Here is a 19,420-nt window from a genome sequence, read left to right as displayed (position 1 = left end):
CGCCTGCGCCGTGACGCATCAACGTGCGCTCGCCACCGACAGCTTGCCCGGAATCAGCTTCAGCGCGCTGAACGCGTCGGCGATGTTCTGCTGGTACGCGACCGTCGCATCGGCGATCGGTTGCACGCCGTAGCCGGCGCGCTTGAGCGCGACTTCGAGCGTCGGCGCGTCGAGGCCCACGAGCGGCGACAGTTGCGCGGCCACCTCGGGCACGTGATCGCGCGCCCAGCGATCGACCGCGTCGACTTCGTCGAGCAGCGCACGCAGCACCTGCGGGTGCGCGGCCGCGTACTTGCGCGCGGCAAGGTAGTACTGCGTGTTGCGCACGAGCCCGTCGCCGTTCGCGATCACGCGGGCGCCGAGCTGCCGTTCGGCAGCGGCCAGATACGGATCCCAGATCACCCACGCATCGACGCTGCGCTGCACGAAAGCGGCGCGCGCGTCGGCCGGCGTCAGGTAGATCGGCTGGATGTCGGCATACGCGAGGCCTGCGTGCTCGAGCGCCTTCACGAGCAGATAGTGGACGTTCGAGCCCTTGTTGAACGCGACCTTCTTGCCGCGCAGTTGCGCGACGGTGCGGATCGGCGAATCGGGCAGCACGACGATCGCCTCGCCCTGCGGCGCGGGCGGCTCGTTGCCGATGTAGACGAAATCGACGCCGGCGGCCTGCGCGAAGATCGGCGGGGTTTCGCCGACCGTGCCGACGTCGATCGCGCCGGCGTTCAGCCCCTCGAGCAGTTGCGGGCCCGCCGGGAATTCGAGCCATTGCACCGTGACGCCCTGGCTCGCGAGACGCTTCTCGAGCGTGCCGCGCGCCTTGAGCACGACGAAGTTGCCGTATTTCTGGAAGCCGATGCGCAATCGCGTGCCGCCGGCGTCGGCGCGTGCGGGCGCGACCGCGAGCGGCCCGAGCGCGAGCCCGGCCAGCCCGGCGGCCGCGCCGTGCAGCCACCGGCGGCGGCGCGGGTTCGCCGGGGTCGTTTCAAGGTCTGCATGCGGTGTGTCGTTCATCGAGGCGTCCTGCTGGCGGGTTCACGGGTCGCGCGGGCATGGCGCGATCGGCACGGGGCGCGGCCGGTCGCGAGCGATGCGCGCGGCCGGCCCGCGCCGGACTCAAGACGATACGGCCAGGCGGGACGGCGGCCAACCAATGAATCCGCATATGCAAATCAGCAGCCGGACGATACGTGAACGGTGACGCGGCAGGGCACCGCGCTTAGGCGGTGACGAGCAGGCTTTCCTCGATCGAATCGACGCGGTCCGGATAGAACGCGAGGTGCCCGCGAATCGATTCGACCGCCGGATTCGGATGCTCGTACGTCCACACCGCATTGGTCGCGCGTTCGCCGCCGGCCGGAATCGAGTAGTACGCGCAATCGCCCTTGTACGGGCAGTAGGTCGCGTGGTCGGTGCGTTCGAGCAGCGACATGTCGGCATCCTCGCGCGGAATGTACAGCACCGCCGGATAGCTGGCCTCGCGCAGCACCAGTGCATGGCGCGTATCGGCGACGACCTTGCCGGCGACCTTCACGACCACGCGCGACGAGTGCGGTTCGATCAGGATCGGATGATCGGGGCCCGGCGACTTCACGGGACGAGACGGCGTATCGGGGTTGAGCGACATGCGTGGTCCTCCAGGAACGGGCGGCGCACCGGCGGGTGCGCCGTGCCGGCATGCGTGCGCCGGCGGATTCCCGCGCACCGGTGCCGGCGTTGGCCAACCGATACGATGCGCCAATTCGGCGGAACCTGCAGGGGGCCGGAAGGATGTCCGCGACCGTGAGCGAACGGCGCTGCGTCATGACGCCGGGCCGGGCGTCGCGGCGGTGTTCCGCGAGCAAGTCCACGGCGCTCGCATGGACATTCCCATGCAGGGGCAGCGGGATGCATCCGCGACGATAAGCAACGCGGAATTAATTGGTAAGCGATCGGCGGGATGCGCGCGAAGATCGACGGTCGTCATTCGCATGGCACCTCTTGCTTGCCTCTCTCATCATGAAGAATCCTTTCGTTTCGTCAGCCGCGCGCCGTACGCGCGGCGTATCGCATGCCGGCGCCGCGCTGCTGCGCTGCATGGCCGCGTCGCTGCTGCTGGCCGGCGCCGTGCCGCACGCACTCGCGGCACCCGCGGGCAAGACACTCGTGTACTGCTCCGAAGGCAGCCCGGCCGGCTTCGACCCCGGCCAGCACACGACGAGCACCGATTTCGATGCGAGCACGTACACGATCTACAACGGGCTCGTGCAATTCAAGCGCGGTACGCTCGATCTCGTACCGTCGCTGGCGACGAGCTGGGACGTGTCGCCCGATCAGCGCACGATCACGTTCCATCTGCGGCGCGGCGTGAAATTCCAGACGACCGCGTGGTTCAAGCCGACCCGGCCGTTCCAGGCCGACGACGTCGTGTTCACGTTCCGCCGGATGCTCGACCCGGACGATCCGTTTCGCCAGGCCTATCCGGTCAGCTTCCCGTATTTCAGCGATCTCGGCTTCGACCGCAACATCGAGCGCATCGAGAAGGTCGACGACTATACGGTGCGCTTCGTGCTGAAGTCGCCCGACGTCGTCTTCGTGCGCAATCTCGCGATGGCGTTCGCGTCGGTGCTGTCGGCCGAATATGCGTCGCAGCTCGCCGCACGCCATCGCGAGTCGGACATCAACCAGTTCCCGGTCGGCACGGGGCCGTTCCTGTTGCGTACGTACCAGAAGGACGCGCTGATCCGCTACGACGCGAATCCCGACTACTGGAAACCGGACGACGTGAAGCTCGCGCGCCTCGTGTTCGCGATCACGCCCGATCCGGCTGCGCGGTTGCAGAAGCTCGTGGCCGGCGAGTGCCAGGTGTCGGTGTTTCCGCGGCCGGCCGATCTCGAGACGGTGCGGCGCGACCCGAAGCTGACGCTGTTCTCGGGGACGGGCTTCAACGTCGGCTTCGTCGCGTACAACACGCAGCATCCGCCGCTCGATCGCGTCGACGTGCGGCGCGCGCTCGACATCGCGATCGACAAGGCGGCGATCATCAAGACCGTGTTCAACGGCGACGCGACGATCGCGACGAACCCGATGCCGCCCGCGCAATGGTCGTACAACCCGCGCCTGAAGGACGCGCCGCGCGATCCGGCGGCCGCGAAGGCGCTGCTCGCGCAGGCTGGTTTTCCGAACGGTTTCGACCTGACGCTGTGGGCGATGCCCGTGCAGCGCCCGTACAACCCGAATGCCCAGCTGATGGCGCAACTGATCCAGCAGGACTGGGCGAAGATCGGTGTGCGCGCGAAGATCGTCAGCTACGAATGGGGCGAATACAACCGCCGCGCGAAACACGACGGCCAGCACGACGCGATCCTGTACGGCTGGTCGGGCGACAACGGCGACCCCGACAACTGGCTCGGCACGCTGCTCGGCTGCGACGCGGTGCACGGCAGCAATCTCGCGAAGTGGTGCAACAAGGACTTCGAGCAACTCGTGACGGCGGCGCGTTCGAATGCGGATGTCGCGAAGCGCACGGCGCTGTACGAGCAGGCGCAGGTGGTGTTCAAGGACCAGGTGCCGTTCACGCCGATCGCGACGTCGATCGTGTCGCTGCCGATTTCCAGGCGCGTACACGGGCTGACGTTCTCGCCGCTCGGCGGACACCGGTTCGACGGCGTGTGGCTCGATTGATGGAGAAAAGCCGGCGCGCGCGAGCCGACGTTCGCAGCGTCGGCCGAGGGCGACGGCTGACGCCGTTTCGACCGGCGTGCCTTCGTGCGCGATCGAAGGCCGTCCGTCGGGGCCGACCGGCACGTCGCCGATGAACATCGTGCGATAGAGCTGGCGGTCGAAGTCGAGATCGAAGATGTCGACGGGCGCGAGATGCGCGGTCGCACGGTCGTCCCGGAACGCGATGCAGCGCGGTTGAACTATGCTTGTCGCAGGGCGACGGGGGACGCAACCCTGTCGCACATGGGACGCCGTCCTCGTCGTCGTGCACACGGCAGCCAGGACGTCGTTCGACAGAACGGTCATACGGAGACGGCCATGCAAGTCCAGGACCTGACGGGAGCCACGCTCGATTACTGGGTGGCGATGGCGGAAGACCTCGTCGAGCCGCGCGTCGACACGTCGGCATGCACGGTGATTCGCGAGCCGGGCGGCGCGCCGACGCCGTTCGCGCCGTCGTCGTCGTGGGCGGACGGCGGCCCGCTCGTCGAGCGGCTGCCGTTCGCCGCGTTCGAGCGCGACGGCGGGCGGGGCGTCTGGCGCGCGGTGCTGCACCGGGCCGTGCCGGCCGCAGGCGAGCGCTGCACGTTCAACCAGTCGGGGCCGACGTTGCTGATCGCCGCGATGCGCACGCTCGTCGCGTCGACGTTCGGCGACGACGTGCCGGATCTCGATATGGCGCGGCCGCGCTGAATGCGTGCCCGCGCCCCGCGTGACGCCACTCAGGCCGTCACGTTCCGGATGGCGATCGACGCGACGTCGACGCGGCGCGGCAGGATCGCGTCCGCCGCCGCGCGATCGGCGACGCGCTGCAGCACGTCGATGTCGGCGCCGCTGAGGCTGCGCTGCGCGAGCGCGGCCCGCCGTGCGATATCGGTGGCCGCGTCGGGCGGCAGGCGCGTGAGCGATGCATAGACGCTCGCATAGTCGGCGGGATGCGCGAGCGCCCATTGGCCCGCACGGGCGAGCCGCGCGAGCACGTCCGCGAGCGCCGCGCGCTTGCCGCGATCGTCGAGGGTTTCGATCGGCGACGTGAGGAACGCGAGCCCCGAATTGATGCCGCTGCCGTCGCGGACGATGCGCGCGCCGCGTCGCACCGCATGCCCGTAGTACGGATCGAACGTGGCCCAGATGCCGATCCGCTTCGCCTCGAACGCGGCGAACGCGTCGACCGGCAGCACGAAGCGCACGTCGACGTCGCGCGGCGCGAGCCCGTGTTCGCGCAGCGCGCCGTACAACTGGTATTGCGAGATGCTGCCGCGCGCGGACGACACGACGACGGTTTGCCCTTTCAGGTCGGCCACCGTGCGAACCGGCGAGTCGGGCTGCACGACGATGCCGAGCGACGCCGGCGAGCCGACGCGCGTCGCGACGATCCGCAACGACGGATCGCCGAGCGCGGCCGTCAGGACGGGGAGGTCGCCGGCTGGCGCGAGATCGATCGCGCCCGCGCGCTGCGCTTCGAACAGCGGCGCGGCGCCCTGGAAGTTGGCCCAGCGGAACCGGTACGGCGTGCCGTCGAGCACGCGCGCCGCTTCGGCCAGCGCCCGCAGGCCGCCGGCCTGGTCGCCGAGCACGAGCGTGACGCCCGACAGGTCGGCGCCGGCCGCGCTCGCGGGCAGCGCGAGGCCGCTCGCGAGCGGCGCGGCGGCGAGGGCGGCAAGGCGTTGCAGCGTGCGGCGGCGTGCCGTGGCGAAAGAGTGGGTCATCGGCGGTGTGTCCTCGGTGATCCGCGCGCGGGCGGCGCGGCTGCCGGGCAGATTACGGAATCGGTTTCCAGCCGACAAACATCGAATCGTGAAATGCATATTCGCGCGGCACGCCGTTTCGATCCGTCAGCCTTTCAGCGCGTCGCGATCGACCTGCGCGTCGTGCAGGTCGCGCGTGGCGTTGCGCAGCTTCGCCTGCTTGTCTGCGAGCTTGCGTTGCGCATGGTTCAGCTTCCTTGCGTCGCCGAGCGCTTCGGCTTCGCGGACGCGCGCCTGTGCGTCGCGTACCTCGTCTTCCGCATTGCGCAGGTCGCGCGCCTTGTCGGTCAGCTTGCGTTCGGCGCGCGCGAGCTGGCCGGCGTCCGTGCAGTTGGCCGTGACCCGATCGAGCGCGGCCTGCTGGCGCATCGCCTGTTGCATGTTGCCGAACCGTTTCGCGTTGTCGATCTGCGTGTTCAGCGCACGGATGCGTGTCGAGCAGTCCTGAGTGCCGGCGAATGTGCCGGCGCTCGCGAATAGCGCGACCGGGACGGCCAGCGTGACGAGTGCGTTCTTCATGCGGATTTCCTCGATTCGATAAAGCGGCTACGGGCGTTCGCGAGGCGACGCCCGTCGGCACGTGTTCAACGCGTCATTCTGGCGAGTCGTCGCGGCGCGGGTAAATAGGACCGGTCTGACATGCGGCGTGGCGTCCGAGCGCACGCTTGCGGCCCGGGTGCGGCGTCGGTCAGTGCGACTTCGTCGCGATGCGATGGATGCGTGCCGCCTGCGCGACGCGTGCCGGATGCGACGCATGGCAATGCGTGGCCGGTCCGCGGCGCGTGCGCCGGGCGGGCTCGGGCGGATCGGCGGCGGCCGGCACGGTTGCCGGGATGTCCGCATCGGCCCCGGAAGCGGCGACCGCGGCGACTGCCGGCAGCGTCGCCTCGGCGTCGAGCCACGCGCGCGTCGCTTCGGCGATCAGTCCGCGCAGCCACCGACCGCCTTCCGCGCACGATCCCGCTTCGTTCCACGTCATCCGGTACACGATGTCCGGCGGCTCGGCCGGCAGCGCGACCGCGGCGAGCGGCAGCAGCTTCGCGTAGTGCCGCGCGAGCCGGTACGTGGTGGTGAGGATCAGGTCGGTGCGCACGAGCGCATGCGCGGCGAGCTCGAAGTGCGGCAGCGTGACGGCGATGCGCCGCTGCAGGCCCACGCGTTCGAGCTGCCGGTCGATCGCGCCGGACGCTTCGAGCCACGACGGCGTCGGGCACAGCTGCGGCGCCGCCGCGAACCCGGCGGCCGTCATCGCGCCGCGCCGCGCGAGCGGATGCGTCGCGCGCATCAGGCACACGACGCGATCGTCGAACAGGTCGTCCTGCCGAAAGCGCGACCGGCGTGCGGGCCGGTTGTCGATCACGACGTCGAGCTCGCCGTCGGCCAGTGCGCGTTCGTCGTCGAACCCGTCGCCGAGCGGATGAAACACCAGTTGCGCGTTCGGCGCCCGCTCGCGAAACAGCGCGACGAGCTTCGGCACGAACAGCACGTTCAGGTAGTCGGGGCAGCCGATCCGGTAGGTGCGCACCGACGTGCGCGCGTCGAACCGCGGCTGCTGGATGCGGATGAAGTCGATCACGCGCAGCGCATTGCGCAGCGGCTCGATCAGGCGCGCGCCGAACTCGGTCGGCACCATCCCGTAGCGGCTGCGCACCAGCAGCGGGTCGCCGAGCAGCGTGCGCAGGCGCTTGAGCGCGGCGCTCGTCGCCGGCTGCGACATGTTCAGGCGTACGGCCGCACGCGACACGGTACGCTCGGTCAGCAGCGCGAGCAGGATGCGCATCAGCCGTGCATCGAGCACGTCGAGCGCGCCCGCGGCGTCGGACGCGCCGCGGGGCAGGGCCGGCCGGTCTAGCGGGTTGCGCATGCCGATACGCGTCCCGGCGAGACGGGGCGTGCGCGCCACATGGCAGCCGGCCGGCGGCCCGTCATTTCGCGAAGGTTCCCGGCCAGCCGACGATCCGCTTCGCGCGCGGCGGCGCGTACGTGCGGACCTTCGACGTCTTCAGCTTCAGGCGCACCAGCGACTCGGCGAGCGCGACCGCCGCCGACACGCCGTCGACCACCGGCACGCCCGTGCATTCCTCGATCTGCCGATCGAGGCCGGCCATGCCGCCGCAGCCGAGGCAGATCACTTCCGCGCGATCGTCCTGCACCGCGCGCTGCGCCTCGCCGACGATCGATTCGATCGCGCGGGCCGGATCCGCTTCCAGCTCGAGCACCGCGAGGCCGCTCGCGCGCACCGACGCGCAGCGCGCATCGAGCCCGGCGAGCTTCAGGCGATCCTCGATCATCGGCACCGTGCGGTCGAGCGTCGTGACGACCGAGTAGCGATGGCCGAGCAGCATCGCGACGCTGGCGGCCGCTTCGGTGATGTCGACGACGGGCACCGTCAGCAGTTCCTGCAGCCCTTCGCGGCCGTGTTCGCCGTAGCCGGCCTGGATCACCGCATCGTACGGTTCGTCGTAGTTCAACACGCGATCCATCACGGCGATCGCCGCGAGGTAGCTCTCGAAGTTGCCTTCGATCGACTCCGCGCCGAAGCGCGGCGTCAGCCCGACGATCTCCGTGCCGGGCGACGCGGCGGCCTGCGCTTGGGCGGCGATCGCGTCGGTGATCGACTCGGTCGTGTTGACGTTGACTACCAGGATCCTCATCGTGACTCCGTATGCGTGTGTGTCAGTGGTGCGCGCAGGCGACCGCGATGTGTTCGCCCGAGCGCGCTTCGTAGTGCCGCTTGCGATCGGCCAAGAGCCAGTACACGCCGCCCGCGATCGCCGCGCCGAGCAGCCACGAGAACGGCGTCATCGCGCTGAAGGCCGGCACGACGGCGAGCGCGATCGAGATCAGCGCGGACGGCACGAGCGCCGCGAGCGCCTTGCGGTTCACGCCGCGCGTGTAGAAGTAGGCGCCGGTCGGCGCTTCGGTATAGAGCTCGGGCACGTTCACGCGCTGCTTGCGCACGAGCCAGTAGTCGACCGTGATGATCCCGTACAGCGGGCCGAGCAGCGCGCCGAGGCCGGACAGGAAATAGACGATCACGATCGGGCTGTTGTACAGGTTCCACGGCAGGATCAGCACGGCGATCGTCGCGCTGATCAGGCCCGCGCGGCGGAACGACAGGCGGTGCGGCGCGAGGCTCGTCAGCACGAAGGCCGGCGCGACGAAGTTCGCCATGATGTTCACGGCCACCGTCACGATCAGGAAGGCCAGGCAGCCGAGCACGAGGAACAGCTTGTTCGGCACCGTCGCGATGATTTCGGTCGGGCTGTGGATGATGTGGCCGTTCAGCTCGAATTGCGCGCCGGCGAGCACGAAGCTGATCGTCGCGAATACGAGGATGTTGACCGGCAGGCCCCAGAAGTTGCCGACGCGCACGGTCTTCGCGCTCGGCGACGAACGCGCGAAATCGCAGAAGTTGAGCACCAGCGTGCCGTAGATCGCGAGCCACAGCGAGCCGCCTGCGAAGATTTCCGTCCACATCTTCAGGCCGGTCATCGGCTTGCCGATCGACATCGCGAGATGGCCGCCGGTGCGGCTGATCATCCATGCGGCGAGCGACAGCGTCGTGACGAGGATCACCGGGCCGGCGAGCCCTTCGTACTTGCGGACCGTTTCCATCCCGTACGTGAGGATGCCGATCTGCACCAGCCAGATCGCGACGAACGTGATCCAGCCGAGCGTCGAAAGCCCGAAGATCGCATTCTGGTCGAACGCGGCGAGGCCCGGCCAGATCGCAGTGAGCAGCACGCGCAGCACGACCGACGCGAGATAGGTCTGGATCCCGAACCATGCGATCGCGATCACCGCGCGAATCATCGCGGGCAGCAGCGCGCCGTAGATGCCGAAGCTCATCCGGCTGATCACCGGGAACGGCACGCCGGTTTTCTGGCCCATGTAGCCGGTGAGATTCATGAAGCAGTACACGAGCACCGCGCCGATCGCGAGCGACGCGAGCATCTGCCAGCCCGACAGGCCGAGCGCGAACAATCCGATCGCGAACGAGTAGTTCGCGATGTTGTGCACGTCGTTGGTCCATAGCGCGAAGATGCTGTAGCGGCCCCAGGTGCGGCCTTCGGCCTTGGTCGGCGCGAGATCGGGGTTGTGCAGCCGCGGGCTCAGCGCGGGATCGCGCGCGGCCGTGTCGGTTCGATGCGATGCGTCGTCCGCGCCGAGCGCGAGGCCCGTGCGGTGAATGGCTTCCAGTTGCACGCCGTTGTCTCCTTCCATGTGCGGGGCGCGAAACCGCGCCGCGGGTGTACGCAGCGCGGGCCGGGCCGCCGTGGACGTTATGTCTCGGATTTGTTCGCGAGTATGGGCGGCGGCCCCGGCGATGGGAAATTAAATATTCGGCTGGGCGTCATTCGAAAAATGAATGCGACGCACGCGGCCGCGGCGGTGGGGCGGCACGCAAATTGCGGGTCAGAGGATTCCATCCACATCGACATCAGCGGAGGTGTCATGCAGCGATATTCATTTCGTCACGTATCGCGAGCCGTCTTCGCCGGCATCCTGATCGCGGGCCTGGCGGCAGGCGCGGGTTGCCAGAAGAAGGGCGACAACGGCGCAGCCAGTTCCGACTCGGGCGCAGCGAGCGGCATGTCGGCCGCGCCTTCGACCGCGCCATCGGGCATGCCTGGCAGCGGGGCGGCCGGCAGCAGCGGCGATACCGGTGCAAGCATGCCGGGCGCGGCTTCCGGGCCGGCCGGCGCGAGCGGCGGCTGACGCACGGTTGAAGGTCGGGCGGGCGGCGCGCGAGCGCGCAGTCCGCCTGCGGGTGCCGTGCCGGCGGCACGCGCGCCGGATGGCGTGCGTGGGTGGCCGTGTGCATGAAAGATTTGCAAGGACCGTTGTAGCGATTTCCGGCCCGGCGGCGCTGGCGTGACGCTGGCGTCCGTGGGGCCGGCCAAGGAGGTGCGATGCAGAACGCGGAATCGAACCCTACCCCGGAAAAGCAGCGGGAACAGATCGAGAAGAGCCCGGTGAAGACGCCGGCGGCCGGCGACATGCCCGACGCGGCGACCCAGGCCGCGCAGACGGCGCGGCGTCCGCTGACGCCGGAGGCGGTCGCCGGGAAAATGCCGACCGGCCTGCCGGCGATCGACGTCGACGCGCATGCGGTGGACAGCGGCGATCCCGTGCGCCGCGCCGCTGGACGGATCGTCACGCTCGACAACGCGAACATGGCGATGACCGACAACACGGTCGACGTCGACGGCAAGGGCATGGAAGCGCGCACCGGCGCGTCGGAACTGCAGGACAACGTGATCTATTCGAACGCATCGCTCGACGAAGCGATCGATACGCCCGACGAAGGGCTCGGCGGGATCGAGAGCCGGCCGTCCGGCAACATGCCGCAGATCGCGACGCGGCCGGGCTGGCGCGTGCGCCATGTCGGCGACGTCGATATCGAGCACGGCGACGGGACGCGCGCCGAGCACGTGATCTGCCTCGAACGGTCCGACGACTGATCCGGGATTCGACATACGGCGGCCGATGCGTGTCGCACCGGCCGCCGCGACCGTTTTCGGCCCTTACTGCGGCCCCAGCTCCTGCGCGGACGTATCGGCGTCGTTGCCCTGCGCGACGAGTACGTGAATGTCGTTCGGCGTCACGTCGCCGACCCCGCCCGACGGAATCGTCAGGAGCAGCCAGTCGGCGTTGTTGCCGATGCTGACCGGCGCGGTCTTCAGGATCGGCGACTTGCTGCCGGCCGTCGTGACGACCACCTGGTAGGTGCCGCCGTTCAGGTAGACCGAATCCTGCGTCGTTGCCGGCACGGCATTCTGGTAGGCTGCGCCCGCCATCGTCGGGCTGACGGTCGTGATGTCGGTGCCCGGCGCCACGACGTAGACGTCCACGTTCTGCGCATTCGGCGATGCGTTGAAGCTGCGCACGCGCGCCTTGTCCGACAGCAGGCCCTTGTCGTACGGATCGTCGATGACGGAGATCAGCGACGTCGTGCTCGGCAATGCGATCGTCGTGTAGTGGTGACCGTTCGCTGCGCTGAACGATTGAGATGCAACGGTCGTGGTCGTGCCGGACACGTCGTAGCTGGCGTTCTGCGTGCCCGAATCGATGTCGTGATAGCGCGTCACGCCCTTGTATGCGACGCCAGACTGGTCGATCTTCGCATTCAGGTAGTAGTCGAGGTTCGGGCCGGCCGGCACCGCGTTGATGAAGCGCGCCTGCGGCTTCGAGATGCCGAGTACGGTCCCGGCGTCGTCGCCGCCGCCGCATGCTGCGAGCACGGAAATGACCGAGCACAGGGCCACTATCGTTCGTATTGATTTCATGTCGTCCTCTCGTTCAGGAAACCTGCATTGCGATGCGGGACCGCCGCGCAAAAAGCCGCGCGGGTCGCAGCGCCGGTTGGAAGGAAGATGGCTGTCCGCCGGAGGGCGGGCGCGGGGATGACGCAATCGACGTGCCTGCGCGGCGCGAAAATCGGCGAACGGCGGCGGCGTGGCGGCGGGAAGCGCGCACGCACCGGCGGGGCGGCGTGCGCGGGATGACGCGGGGGACGTGGGGGGCAGACCGCGCGGATCGGCGCGGTTGTAAAAAGGCAGTGTTGCGCGTGCGGCGCGAAGCGTCAGCGGTTCACGAGCCGGGCCGGATAGGCGAGCGCGAGTGCGCAGCCGACCAGCATGCACGCGGCGAAACCGACCAGCCCCGCGCTTTGCGAGTGGAACGTGTCGCGCAGCCAGCCGATGAAATAGGTGCTGCCGAATCCGCCGAGGTTCGCGATCGAGCATGCGAACGCGATGCCGCCGGCGGCGGCCGAGCCCTTCAGGAACGTCGACGGCAGCGCCCACACGACCGGCATCGCGGCGGCCGCGCCGGCGTTGATCAGCGAGAACAGCAGCACCGTGCCGAGCGTGCCGTGCGACGACGAAGCCGCGATCGCCAGCGCGACGGCCGATACCATGAACGGGACGACGATATGCCAGCGGCGTTCGCGCGCGCGATCGGAGCTGGCGCCGCAGTACAGCGTGGCGAGCACGGCGGCGGCGTTCGGGATCACCATCAGCCAGCCGATGTGATACGCGTCCTTCACGCCGGTGTCGCGCAGGATCGTCGGCAGCCAGAAGCTCACCGCATACAGACCGAGCAGCACGCACAGGTCGATCAGGCCGAGCGCCCATACCTTCGGATCGGAGAAGGCCTTGCCGAGCGCGTGGCTCTTGTTGCCGGCCGGATCGGCGTCGAGATTCGCGCGCAGCACCCGCTTCTCGTCGGCGTTCAGCCATTGCGCGGATTCGATGTCGTTGGGCAACCAGCGCAGTACCGCGAAGCCGAGCAGCACCGACGGCAGCGCTTCGAGCAGGAACAGCCACTGCCAGCCGCCGAGCCCGTGCACGCCGTCGAACGCACGCATGATCCAGCCGGAGATCGGGCTGCCGATCATGCTCGACAGCGGCAAGCCGACCATGAACAGCGCGACGATCCGTGCACGACGCGCATCGGGATACCACTGCGTCAGGTACAGCAGCACGCCCGGCAGGAAACCGGCTTCGGCGGCGCCGAGCAGGAAGCGCACGACGTAGAACTGCATCGGCGTGTGCACGAACATCGTCGCGCCGGACAACAGGCCCCACGTGATCATGATCCGCGCGATCCACAGCTTCGCGCCGACGCGTTGCAGCACCAGATTGCTTGGGACTTCGAACAGGATGTAGCCGGCGAAGAACAGGCCGGCACCGAGGCCGTACACGGTGTCGCTGAACTTCAGTGCATCGAGCATCTGGAGCTTTGCGAGCCCGATGTTGATGCGGTCGAGATAGGCCGCGAAGTAACACAGGCAGAAGAGGGTGATGAGGCGCAGCGTGACCTTGCGATAGAGAGGGCCGTGCAGCGCGTCGTCGGCGGAAACGGCGGCGCTCGGGTGTGCGGTAGACATGGGACTGCCCCTGTTCGAATGTGACGGATGAATGGGTGGCTCGATCGACGCGAGCGGACGTTCCGCTGCGCACTGGAGTCTGTATATCACGTCAAATACATAGCGTACACACTAGAAAATACCGAATCGCACAGGCATGAATCCGGCCATCGGAATGTCAGCGTCAGACCGGGAAAATCCGTGTTTTAAAAGGGGTTATGGACGATATGAAGCGTGCGCTGAAAACGCTGCGGCACGCGTGCCGGCATGCACGAAATTCGTGCGTATGCACTCAAAATTGAAGTGTGTGCGCGAAAACCGGCAGCAGTGCGCGCAGGGTTCTGCGGCAGCCGCCGCGACGGTGCGCGGCCGGCCCGGCGCGCCGATGCGACGAGCGGGCGACCGCTGCGCTCGGGCGACCGTCACGCGCAAGCTGCATGCGATGCCGCGAATCGCGATGCACCGCAATGACGCGATCGTTCTGCGCCGGTTGTGCGGATTTGAGGGTGTACACTGCTTGTCTTTCATTTGCATGCGGGCGCGGGCCCGCACTCTCATGGCGTCTTCCAAGGATTCGTACGATTTTCACGATCAGGTCGGGCATCTGCTGCGCCGCGCGTATCAGCGGCACGTTTCGATTTTCCAGGAAGCGATCCCCGATTCGGATCTCACGGCCGCGCAGTTCGTGACGCTGTGCGCGGTCAAGGAACGGCAGGCGTGCTCGCTGAACGACATCGTCAAGGCGACCGCGATCGATCAGGCGACGATTCGCGGCGTCGTCGAGCGCCTGAAGACACGCGCGCTGGTCGAGGTGTTGCCCGACCCGAACGACGGTCGCAAGCTGATCGTGCGCACGACCGCGGCCGGCCTCGCGCTGATCGATCGCACGGTGCCGTTCGCGCGGCAGGTGACGGAGCGCACGTATGGCACGCTCAATCCCGGCGAACGGGTCGCGCTGCAGTTCCTGCTGCGCAAGATGATGGAAGAAGACGGCGACGCGTGACGCGCGGCGCAGGCTGCCCTACGTCGCGCCCGCCGTGGCCGATGCGCGGGCCGCGTCGGCGTTCATCGGCCGGCCGGCCTCGCGCAGCGCGGCGCGCACCGTTTCGGGCGTGAACGGCGGCGCGTAGAAGCGTACGCCGGTGGCATCGAACAGCGCGTTCGCGACCGCGGCCGGGCCCGGCACCGATGCCGATTCGCCGGCACCGAGCGGCGGTTCGCCTTGCCTCGGCATCAGCACGACATCGACGTCCGGCACTTCCGCGAACGTCAGGATCGGGTAGCTCGCCCATTCGCGCGACGCGACCTTGCCGTCGGCGAACCGCACGCGCTCCTTCAGCGTGCGGCTCAATACCTGGATCACGTTGCCGTGGATCTGGTGGCGCACGCCGTCCGGGTTGATCATCGTGCCCGTGTCCTGACCGACCGTCACTCGTTCGATACGGATCTCGCCCGACACGCGATCGACGCTCAGGTCGACGACCCAGGCCGACCACGCCGCGCCGAAGCCGGGGAAGCGGCTGTGCACGTAGCGCGCATACGCGATCCCGCGGCCGCGCACGAGCCGCGATTCGTCGCGTTCGGTCGGCGCGCGCGGCGCGCGCGTGGTCCATCCCGCGCGATCGGCCACCGCCCGCAGCAGCTCGGTCGCGCGCGCGTCCTGCAGATGGCGCAGCCGGAACGCGAGCGGATCGACGCCGGTCAGCGCCGCGCATTCGTCGACGAATGCATCGTGCGCGAACGAGTTCGGCAACGCCGACACGCCGCGCAGCCACGCTGCGCGCACGAGCGGCGCGAGATCCTCGCAGACGAAGCGGCGATGCGGGCTCGCATACGGCGACACGGCCGTGCGGTCGCCCATCTCGAACACGCGCGGCTCGGGCGCGATCGCGCCGGTCAGCAGCGCCGCGAGCAGCGGCGCGTCGTTCGACGGGTAGCGCGTCGTGAAGTCGTAGCCGAGCAGGCGGCCGTCGCGCGTGACGGTGCCCGTCACCTGCATCGACTGGCCCGCGCCTTTCGGTTCCCACAGATGCTCGTCCGCGCGCGACAACTGCACGCGCACCGGGCGGCCGACCGCGCGCGACAGCAGCAGCGCGTCGCCGCACACGTCGTCCGCGCCGTTGCGGCCGTAGCAGCCGGCCGCTTCCATCCGGACCACGTCGACATCGGCTTCGTCGCGCGCGACGAGCGTCGCGAGGTCGTAGCGCAGCGACACGGGGTTCTGCGTGCCGGACCACACGGTGATTCGCCCGTCGCCCGGTGCGCGGTAGTCGGCGAGCGCGCACGACGGGCCGATCGAGCCGTGCATCTGGAACGGCCACGCGTAGGTGCGCGACAGCGTGAGCGTGTCCGGTTCCGTTCGCGCGGCGTCGACGTCGCCTTCGTCGAGCAGCACGCGGCGTCCGGCCGGGGCGGCGGCGATCGCGGCGGCCGGCTCGTCGAGCGGCGGCAGCGCGGGAAGCGGCCGCCACGTCACGCGCAACTGGCGCGCGGCGCGGATCGCCTGCTCCTCGCGCTCGGCCACCACGCCGACGAAATCGCCGATCGCGACGACGGCCACGAGCCCCGGCACATCGGCCACCGACGCGCGATCGACGTCCACGAGCGACGTGCCGACGAACGGACCGCTGTCGTGGCCCGCGTACGGCGGCCGCACGACGCGGCCGTGCAGCATGCCCGGCACGCGCATGTCGTGTACGAACGTGAGCTGGCCGGTCGCTTTCGCGGGCAGGTCGACGCGCGGCGACGAGCGGCCGACGATCCGGTATCGAGCCGGGTCCTTCGTGCGGGTGTTCGGGTCGAGCGTCAGCGCGATCCGCTGCCCGGCGACGAGCGCGGCGAACGTCATCGCCTGCCCATCGGCTGAAATCGTTCCATCGTCGATGTCCAGCCGCGCCGCGTCGACACCGAAGCGCTCGGCCGCGAGCGCCAGCAGCGCGTGACGAGCCTGCGCGGCCGCGCAGCGCAGCGGCGTCGCGGAAATCTGGATCGTCGCGCTCGCGATGGTCGGACCCTGGTTCGGTGTCGCGGCCGTGTCGCCGAGCACCATCGTCACGCGCGCGACCGGCACGTCGAGCTCCTCGGCGACGATCTGCGCGAGCGACGTGCGGATGCCGGTGCCGAGATCGACGTGCCCGTTGAACGCGAGGATGCGGCCGTCGTCGAGAATCGCGACGAAGATTTCGGGCAGCGCCGGCACGTAGGACGACGGGCTGCCCGGCTGACCGGGCGCCGGCTTCACGGGCGGCGCGGGCGGCCGGATCACGGTCAGGCAGCCGGTGCGCGCGAGCAGTTCGGAGCGGTTCACGGGGAGAGGTCCTGTCGAGGGGCGGCGCGGCCGGCGGGCGATGGGGGCGCGAAGCGTTCGGGCGGCGGCGCGCGTCGAGTCAATCTAGGTCGCCAAAAGCGCAGCGTCAATCGCGGCGGCACACGATGCACTTGCACGCGTGCCGCCCGCGATCCGTCGCGACTCAGCGCGCGCGGGCCTGGACGGCGTCGATCGCCGCGATCGCATCGTCGAGCGGCATCACGGCCGCATATTTCTGCTGCATGTCGAACAGGTTCGCGTCGTGCGGCGCGATCGCGCGATCGCCGACGCAATCGGCGAGCACGAGCGGGCGGAACCCGTGCGACATCGCATCGACGACGCTCGCGCGCACGCAGCCACTCGTCACGGCCCCTGCGACGAGCAGCGTCTGCACCGCGCGCTGCGCGAGCCACGGCGCGAGCTGCGTGCCGAAGAACGCGGACGGCACGGTCTTGCGCACGACGAGTTCGCCCGGCGCGGGCGTGAGTTCGGGCACGATCGCGCTGTTCGGATGATGCTCGGTCAGCGTCGCCATGCCGGGCACTTTCAGCGAGAACACGTTGTCGTCGCTGCCGTCGTCCGCGTAGACGATGCGGCTGTGCGCGACCGGCCAGCCGCGTTCGCGCGCCAGCGCGAGCGCATGCGTCGTGCGCGCGATCGCCGGCGCGATGTTGCCACCGCCGAACGTCGCGGGATCGGCGAAGCCGACCACGAAGTCGACGATCAGCAGGCCGAGGTTGCCGTGCGGCGGCAGCGGCGTGCCGAAGCCCTGCTGGCGATACACGTTCGCTTCGGCGTGACGGGAAAGATCGTTCATGGTGTCGGGCACTCGTCGGTCAGGCGGGTTGATCGGTCACGCGGCCGTCGCGCACGACGGTCTCGCCGTCGCGCACGACGGTCTCGCCGTCGAGTTCGACCGTGCAGCGGCGCAGCGGGATGTCGATATGGCAGGTGGTCGTGCGGTTGCCGCCGCCTTCGTTGTTCGGGCCGAGCGAGAAAAGGAAGTTGCCCTCGAACGCGCGCGCATCCATCCCGATCGTCGCCTCGCGGTCGTACAGCCCGAGCGTCGACCAGCGTGCGCGCGGCTGCAGCCCCCAGCCGATATGCGAGATCGCATAGCCTTCGGGGTCGGCGAACGTTTCCATGTAGTCGCGCAGCAGATCGGCGTCGACGCCGCCTTCGATGCGCGTCGCGTAGCCGCCTTCGACGGTCAGCGCGATCGGCTCGCGCACGTAGTGCTTCTGCGGCAGCAGGATGTCGCCGCGATCGATCACGATCGTGCCGCGTGCGGTGCGATCGTTCGGGTAAGTCAGCGCGAAGCCGCTCGGCCAGTGGTCCCAGCGGCCCGGTGCGTCGACGAAGCCGTACTCGGCGGTCGGCGGAAACTCGCCGAGCGGGCATACGAGCGCGGTGCCGGCCGCCGAGCTCACGCGCATCTCGCGCGCGGCCGCGATCTTCTTCGATGCGGCGAGCACGCGCGTGCGGTCGGTCAGGGTCGGCACCATCCGCACGAGCACTTCGGGCGGCTCGACCGCGAGCAGGATCTTCGTGCCCGATTTCAGGATGTCGTGTTGCTCCGGCGAGAACAGCAGCGTCATCAGGTCGAGCACGAGATCGCTCTCGCGCAGCGCGGCGATCGCGGCCTTGTTGCCGGTCAGCGGCGTCGTGCCGAGGTAGGCGAGCGGATCCCGGCTGAACGCCTTGTCGCCGTTGACGGGCGGCAGGTCGAGCCGGTTGACGATCGCGCCCAGCGATTGCGTCGCGATCAGCGCGCACGACAGCGTCTGCGGATGGGTGGCCGCGCTCGTCAGGATCGTGACGGTCTGGCCCGGTTCGAGGCGTGACAGCGTGAGGACCTGCTTCCACGCGTCGATCAATTGGGTATCGCTGACTGGCATCGGCGGCTCCGGTAAAGAAGGAAAGAGGCGGGCGCCGCGCGCTCAGGCCGCGAGCGGCGCGCCGAGGAAATCGCCGAACGCCGCGTAGAAGCCCGCCGCGTTGTCCCACGGGATCATGTGGCCGGCATCGGGCACGCGCACGTGCCGCATCGACGGCGTCGCGCGCTGCAGTTCGGCGACATCGTCGTCGCGCACCACGTCGCCGCGCTCGGCCGTGATCAGCAGCGACGGCACGGCCAGTTGCGCGGCATCCGCGTGGAAATCGTCGGTGTGGAAGCCTTCGTACGACGTGCGCACCGCGCGCTCGTCGCAGGTATGCAGCCATTCGGCGCGCAACCGCAGTTCGGCGTCGGTCCAGGTCGGGCAGAACACGCGCATGCCTTCGGCGTCCGTGCCGGCGCGCGCAAGCGCCATCGAGTCGATGTACCACGGCAGCTTGCCCGGATAGTCGCGGCGGTTCGGGCCCGACACGGGTGGGTCGACGAGCACGACCGACGCGAGCCCGCGGATGCCGCGCCGGGCTGCGCGCGCGGCGATCCGCGCGCCCATCGAATGGCCGACGAGGCTCGTGCGCGGCAAGTCGAGCGCGGCGACGAACGCCGCGACGTCGTCTGCCTGTGCATCGAGGCTGTAGTCGAGCGCCGGCGATGCTTCGGACAGCCCGCGGCCGCGTACGTCGAGCACGTACGTGTCGAACGCCGCGCCGAAGGTTTCGCCGACGAAGCCCCAGGTGATCGCGGGGCTCGTGATGCCTGGAATCAGCACGATTGCCGGGCGCGATGCGCGTGCGCCGGTCGCGCCGCCGTAGCGCAGGTAGTGCTGGCGGATGCCGTTGGCGCGGACGTTCGCGCCGTACAGGAAAGTCGAGGGCATGGGGAGTCTCCGAAGTGGT

The 19,420-nt window shown here is 69.3% G+C and carries 18 protein-coding genes and 1 pseudogene; 5 read left to right on the top strand and 14 right to left on the bottom strand.

The window, feature by feature from the left end; all coding sequences use genetic code 11:
- Positions 1–18: 18 nt before the first annotated feature.
- A complete protein-coding gene (locus WS61_RS12945) occupies positions 19–1,011 on the bottom strand; it encodes a sulfonate ABC transporter substrate-binding protein (protein WP_059500824.1) in 993 nt (330 codons plus the stop codon).
- A 205-nt stretch (positions 1,012–1,216) separates the two neighbouring features.
- A complete protein-coding gene (locus WS61_RS12940; protein ID WP_034205125.1) occupies positions 1,217–1,624 on the bottom strand; it encodes a DUF427 domain-containing protein in 408 nt (135 codons plus the stop codon).
- 371 nt (positions 1,625–1,995) lie between these two features.
- On the opposite strand from WS61_RS12940, the gene WS61_RS12935 reads away from it, so the two are divergent.
- Positions 1,996–3,660: an ABC transporter substrate-binding protein gene (locus WS61_RS12935; protein ID WP_059500823.1), complete on the top strand. Its 1,665-nt coding sequence runs from the start codon at positions 1,996–1,998 to the stop codon at positions 3,658–3,660.
- Positions 3,661–3,705: 45 nt separating this feature from the next.
- On the opposite strand, the pseudogene WS61_RS33275 reads toward WS61_RS12935, so the two are convergent.
- Positions 3,706–3,897: pseudogene (locus tag WS61_RS33275) on the bottom strand (TauD/TfdA family dioxygenase); the annotation flags it as partial.
- 120 nt (positions 3,898–4,017) lie between these two features.
- Here WS61_RS33275 and WS61_RS12930 point away from each other — a divergent pair.
- Positions 4,018–4,392: a phage protein NinX family protein gene (locus WS61_RS12930; protein WP_059500822.1), complete on the top strand. Its 375-nt coding sequence runs from the start codon at positions 4,018–4,020 to the stop codon at positions 4,390–4,392.
- Between the two features lie 29 nt (positions 4,393–4,421).
- On the opposite strand, the gene WS61_RS12925 is transcribed toward WS61_RS12930, so the two are convergent.
- From WS61_RS12925 to WS61_RS12905, 5 genes are all read right to left on the bottom strand, one after another.
- Positions 4,422–5,408, bottom strand: a complete 987-nt coding sequence (locus tag WS61_RS12925; RefSeq protein WP_059500821.1) for an ABC transporter substrate-binding protein — start codon at positions 5,406–5,408, stop codon at positions 4,422–4,424.
- Positions 5,409–5,534: 126 nt separating this feature from the next.
- Positions 5,535–5,966 (bottom strand): DUF1090 family protein, encoded by a 432-nt coding sequence (locus tag WS61_RS12920; protein WP_059500820.1) that lies wholly within the window; start codon positions 5,964–5,966, stop codon positions 5,535–5,537.
- A gap of 169 nt (positions 5,967–6,135) precedes the next feature.
- A complete protein-coding gene (locus WS61_RS12915) occupies positions 6,136–7,311 on the bottom strand; it encodes a LysR family transcriptional regulator (protein ID WP_059500887.1) in 1,176 nt (391 codons plus the stop codon).
- Between the two features lie 61 nt (positions 7,312–7,372).
- Positions 7,373–8,101: an aspartate/glutamate racemase family protein gene (locus WS61_RS12910; protein WP_059500819.1), complete on the bottom strand. Its 729-nt coding sequence runs from the start codon at positions 8,099–8,101 to the stop codon at positions 7,373–7,375.
- Positions 8,102–8,123: 22 nt separating this feature from the next.
- Positions 8,124–9,674 carry an NCS1 family nucleobase:cation symporter-1 gene (locus WS61_RS12905; RefSeq protein ID WP_059500818.1) on the bottom strand — a complete coding sequence of 517 codons (1,551 nt, stop codon included), beginning with the start codon at positions 9,672–9,674 and terminating at the stop codon, positions 8,124–8,126.
- An 84-nt stretch (positions 9,675–9,758) separates the two neighbouring features.
- Here WS61_RS12905 and WS61_RS35645 point away from each other — a divergent pair, with 84 nt between their 5' ends.
- Together WS61_RS35645 and WS61_RS12895 are read left to right on the top strand one after the other, a co-directional pair.
- A complete protein-coding gene (locus WS61_RS35645) occupies positions 9,759–10,169 on the top strand; it encodes a hypothetical protein (protein ID WP_257127256.1) in 411 nt (136 codons plus the stop codon).
- Positions 10,170–10,363: 194 nt separating this feature from the next.
- Complete coding sequence (locus WS61_RS12895; protein ID WP_059500817.1) at positions 10,364–10,915, top strand: DUF3005 domain-containing protein; 552 nt, start codon at positions 10,364–10,366, stop codon at positions 10,913–10,915.
- 63 nt (positions 10,916–10,978) lie between these two features.
- On the opposite strand, the gene WS61_RS12890 is transcribed toward WS61_RS12895, so the two are convergent.
- Both WS61_RS12890 and WS61_RS12885 read right to left on the bottom strand, forming a co-directional pair.
- Positions 10,979–11,740: a DUF4397 domain-containing protein gene (locus WS61_RS12890; protein WP_059500816.1), complete on the bottom strand. Its 762-nt coding sequence runs from the start codon at positions 11,738–11,740 to the stop codon at positions 10,979–10,981.
- 296 nt (positions 11,741–12,036) lie between these two features.
- Complete coding sequence (locus tag WS61_RS12885) at positions 12,037–13,344, bottom strand: MFS transporter (protein WP_059500815.1); 1,308 nt, start codon at positions 13,342–13,344, stop codon at positions 12,037–12,039.
- A gap of 535 nt (positions 13,345–13,879) precedes the next feature.
- Between WS61_RS12885 and WS61_RS12880 the strand changes: the two genes are divergently transcribed.
- Positions 13,880–14,326, top strand: a complete 447-nt coding sequence (locus WS61_RS12880; protein ID WP_059500814.1) for a MarR family winged helix-turn-helix transcriptional regulator — start codon at positions 13,880–13,882, stop codon at positions 14,324–14,326.
- An 18-nt stretch (positions 14,327–14,344) separates the two neighbouring features.
- Here WS61_RS12880 and WS61_RS12875 read toward each other — a convergent pair whose 3' ends face one another.
- The 4 genes from WS61_RS12875 to WS61_RS12860 form a co-directional block, all read right to left on the bottom strand.
- Complete coding sequence (locus tag WS61_RS12875) at positions 14,345–16,630, bottom strand: xanthine dehydrogenase family protein molybdopterin-binding subunit (protein WP_059500813.1); 2,286 nt, start codon at positions 16,628–16,630, stop codon at positions 14,345–14,347.
- Between the two features lie 163 nt (positions 16,631–16,793).
- Positions 16,794–17,447 carry an isochorismatase family protein gene (locus WS61_RS12870; RefSeq protein WP_006483545.1) on the bottom strand — a complete coding sequence of 218 codons (654 nt, stop codon included), beginning with the start codon at positions 17,445–17,447 and terminating at the stop codon, positions 16,794–16,796.
- Positions 17,448–17,466: 19 nt separating this feature from the next.
- The gene (locus WS61_RS12865) at positions 17,467–18,528 is read right to left on the bottom strand and encodes a hypothetical protein (RefSeq protein ID WP_059500812.1); all 1,062 of its coding nucleotides are present in this window, start codon (positions 18,526–18,528) and stop codon (positions 17,467–17,469) included.
- Between the two features lie 42 nt (positions 18,529–18,570).
- Entirely contained in the window at positions 18,571–19,401 is an 831-nt protein-coding gene (locus tag WS61_RS12860; protein ID WP_059500811.1) for an alpha/beta fold hydrolase, read from the bottom strand.
- Positions 19,402–19,420: the final 19 nt, after the last annotated feature.

Origin of the sequence: Burkholderia sp. ABCPW 11, from assembly GCF_001523445.1 — a bacterium.
In the GTDB taxonomy this organism is placed as follows: domain Bacteria; phylum Pseudomonadota; class Gammaproteobacteria; order Burkholderiales; family Burkholderiaceae; genus Burkholderia.
Note: the sequence above shows the minus strand (reverse complement) of the source record. Positions and strands in the feature narration are given on the sequence as shown.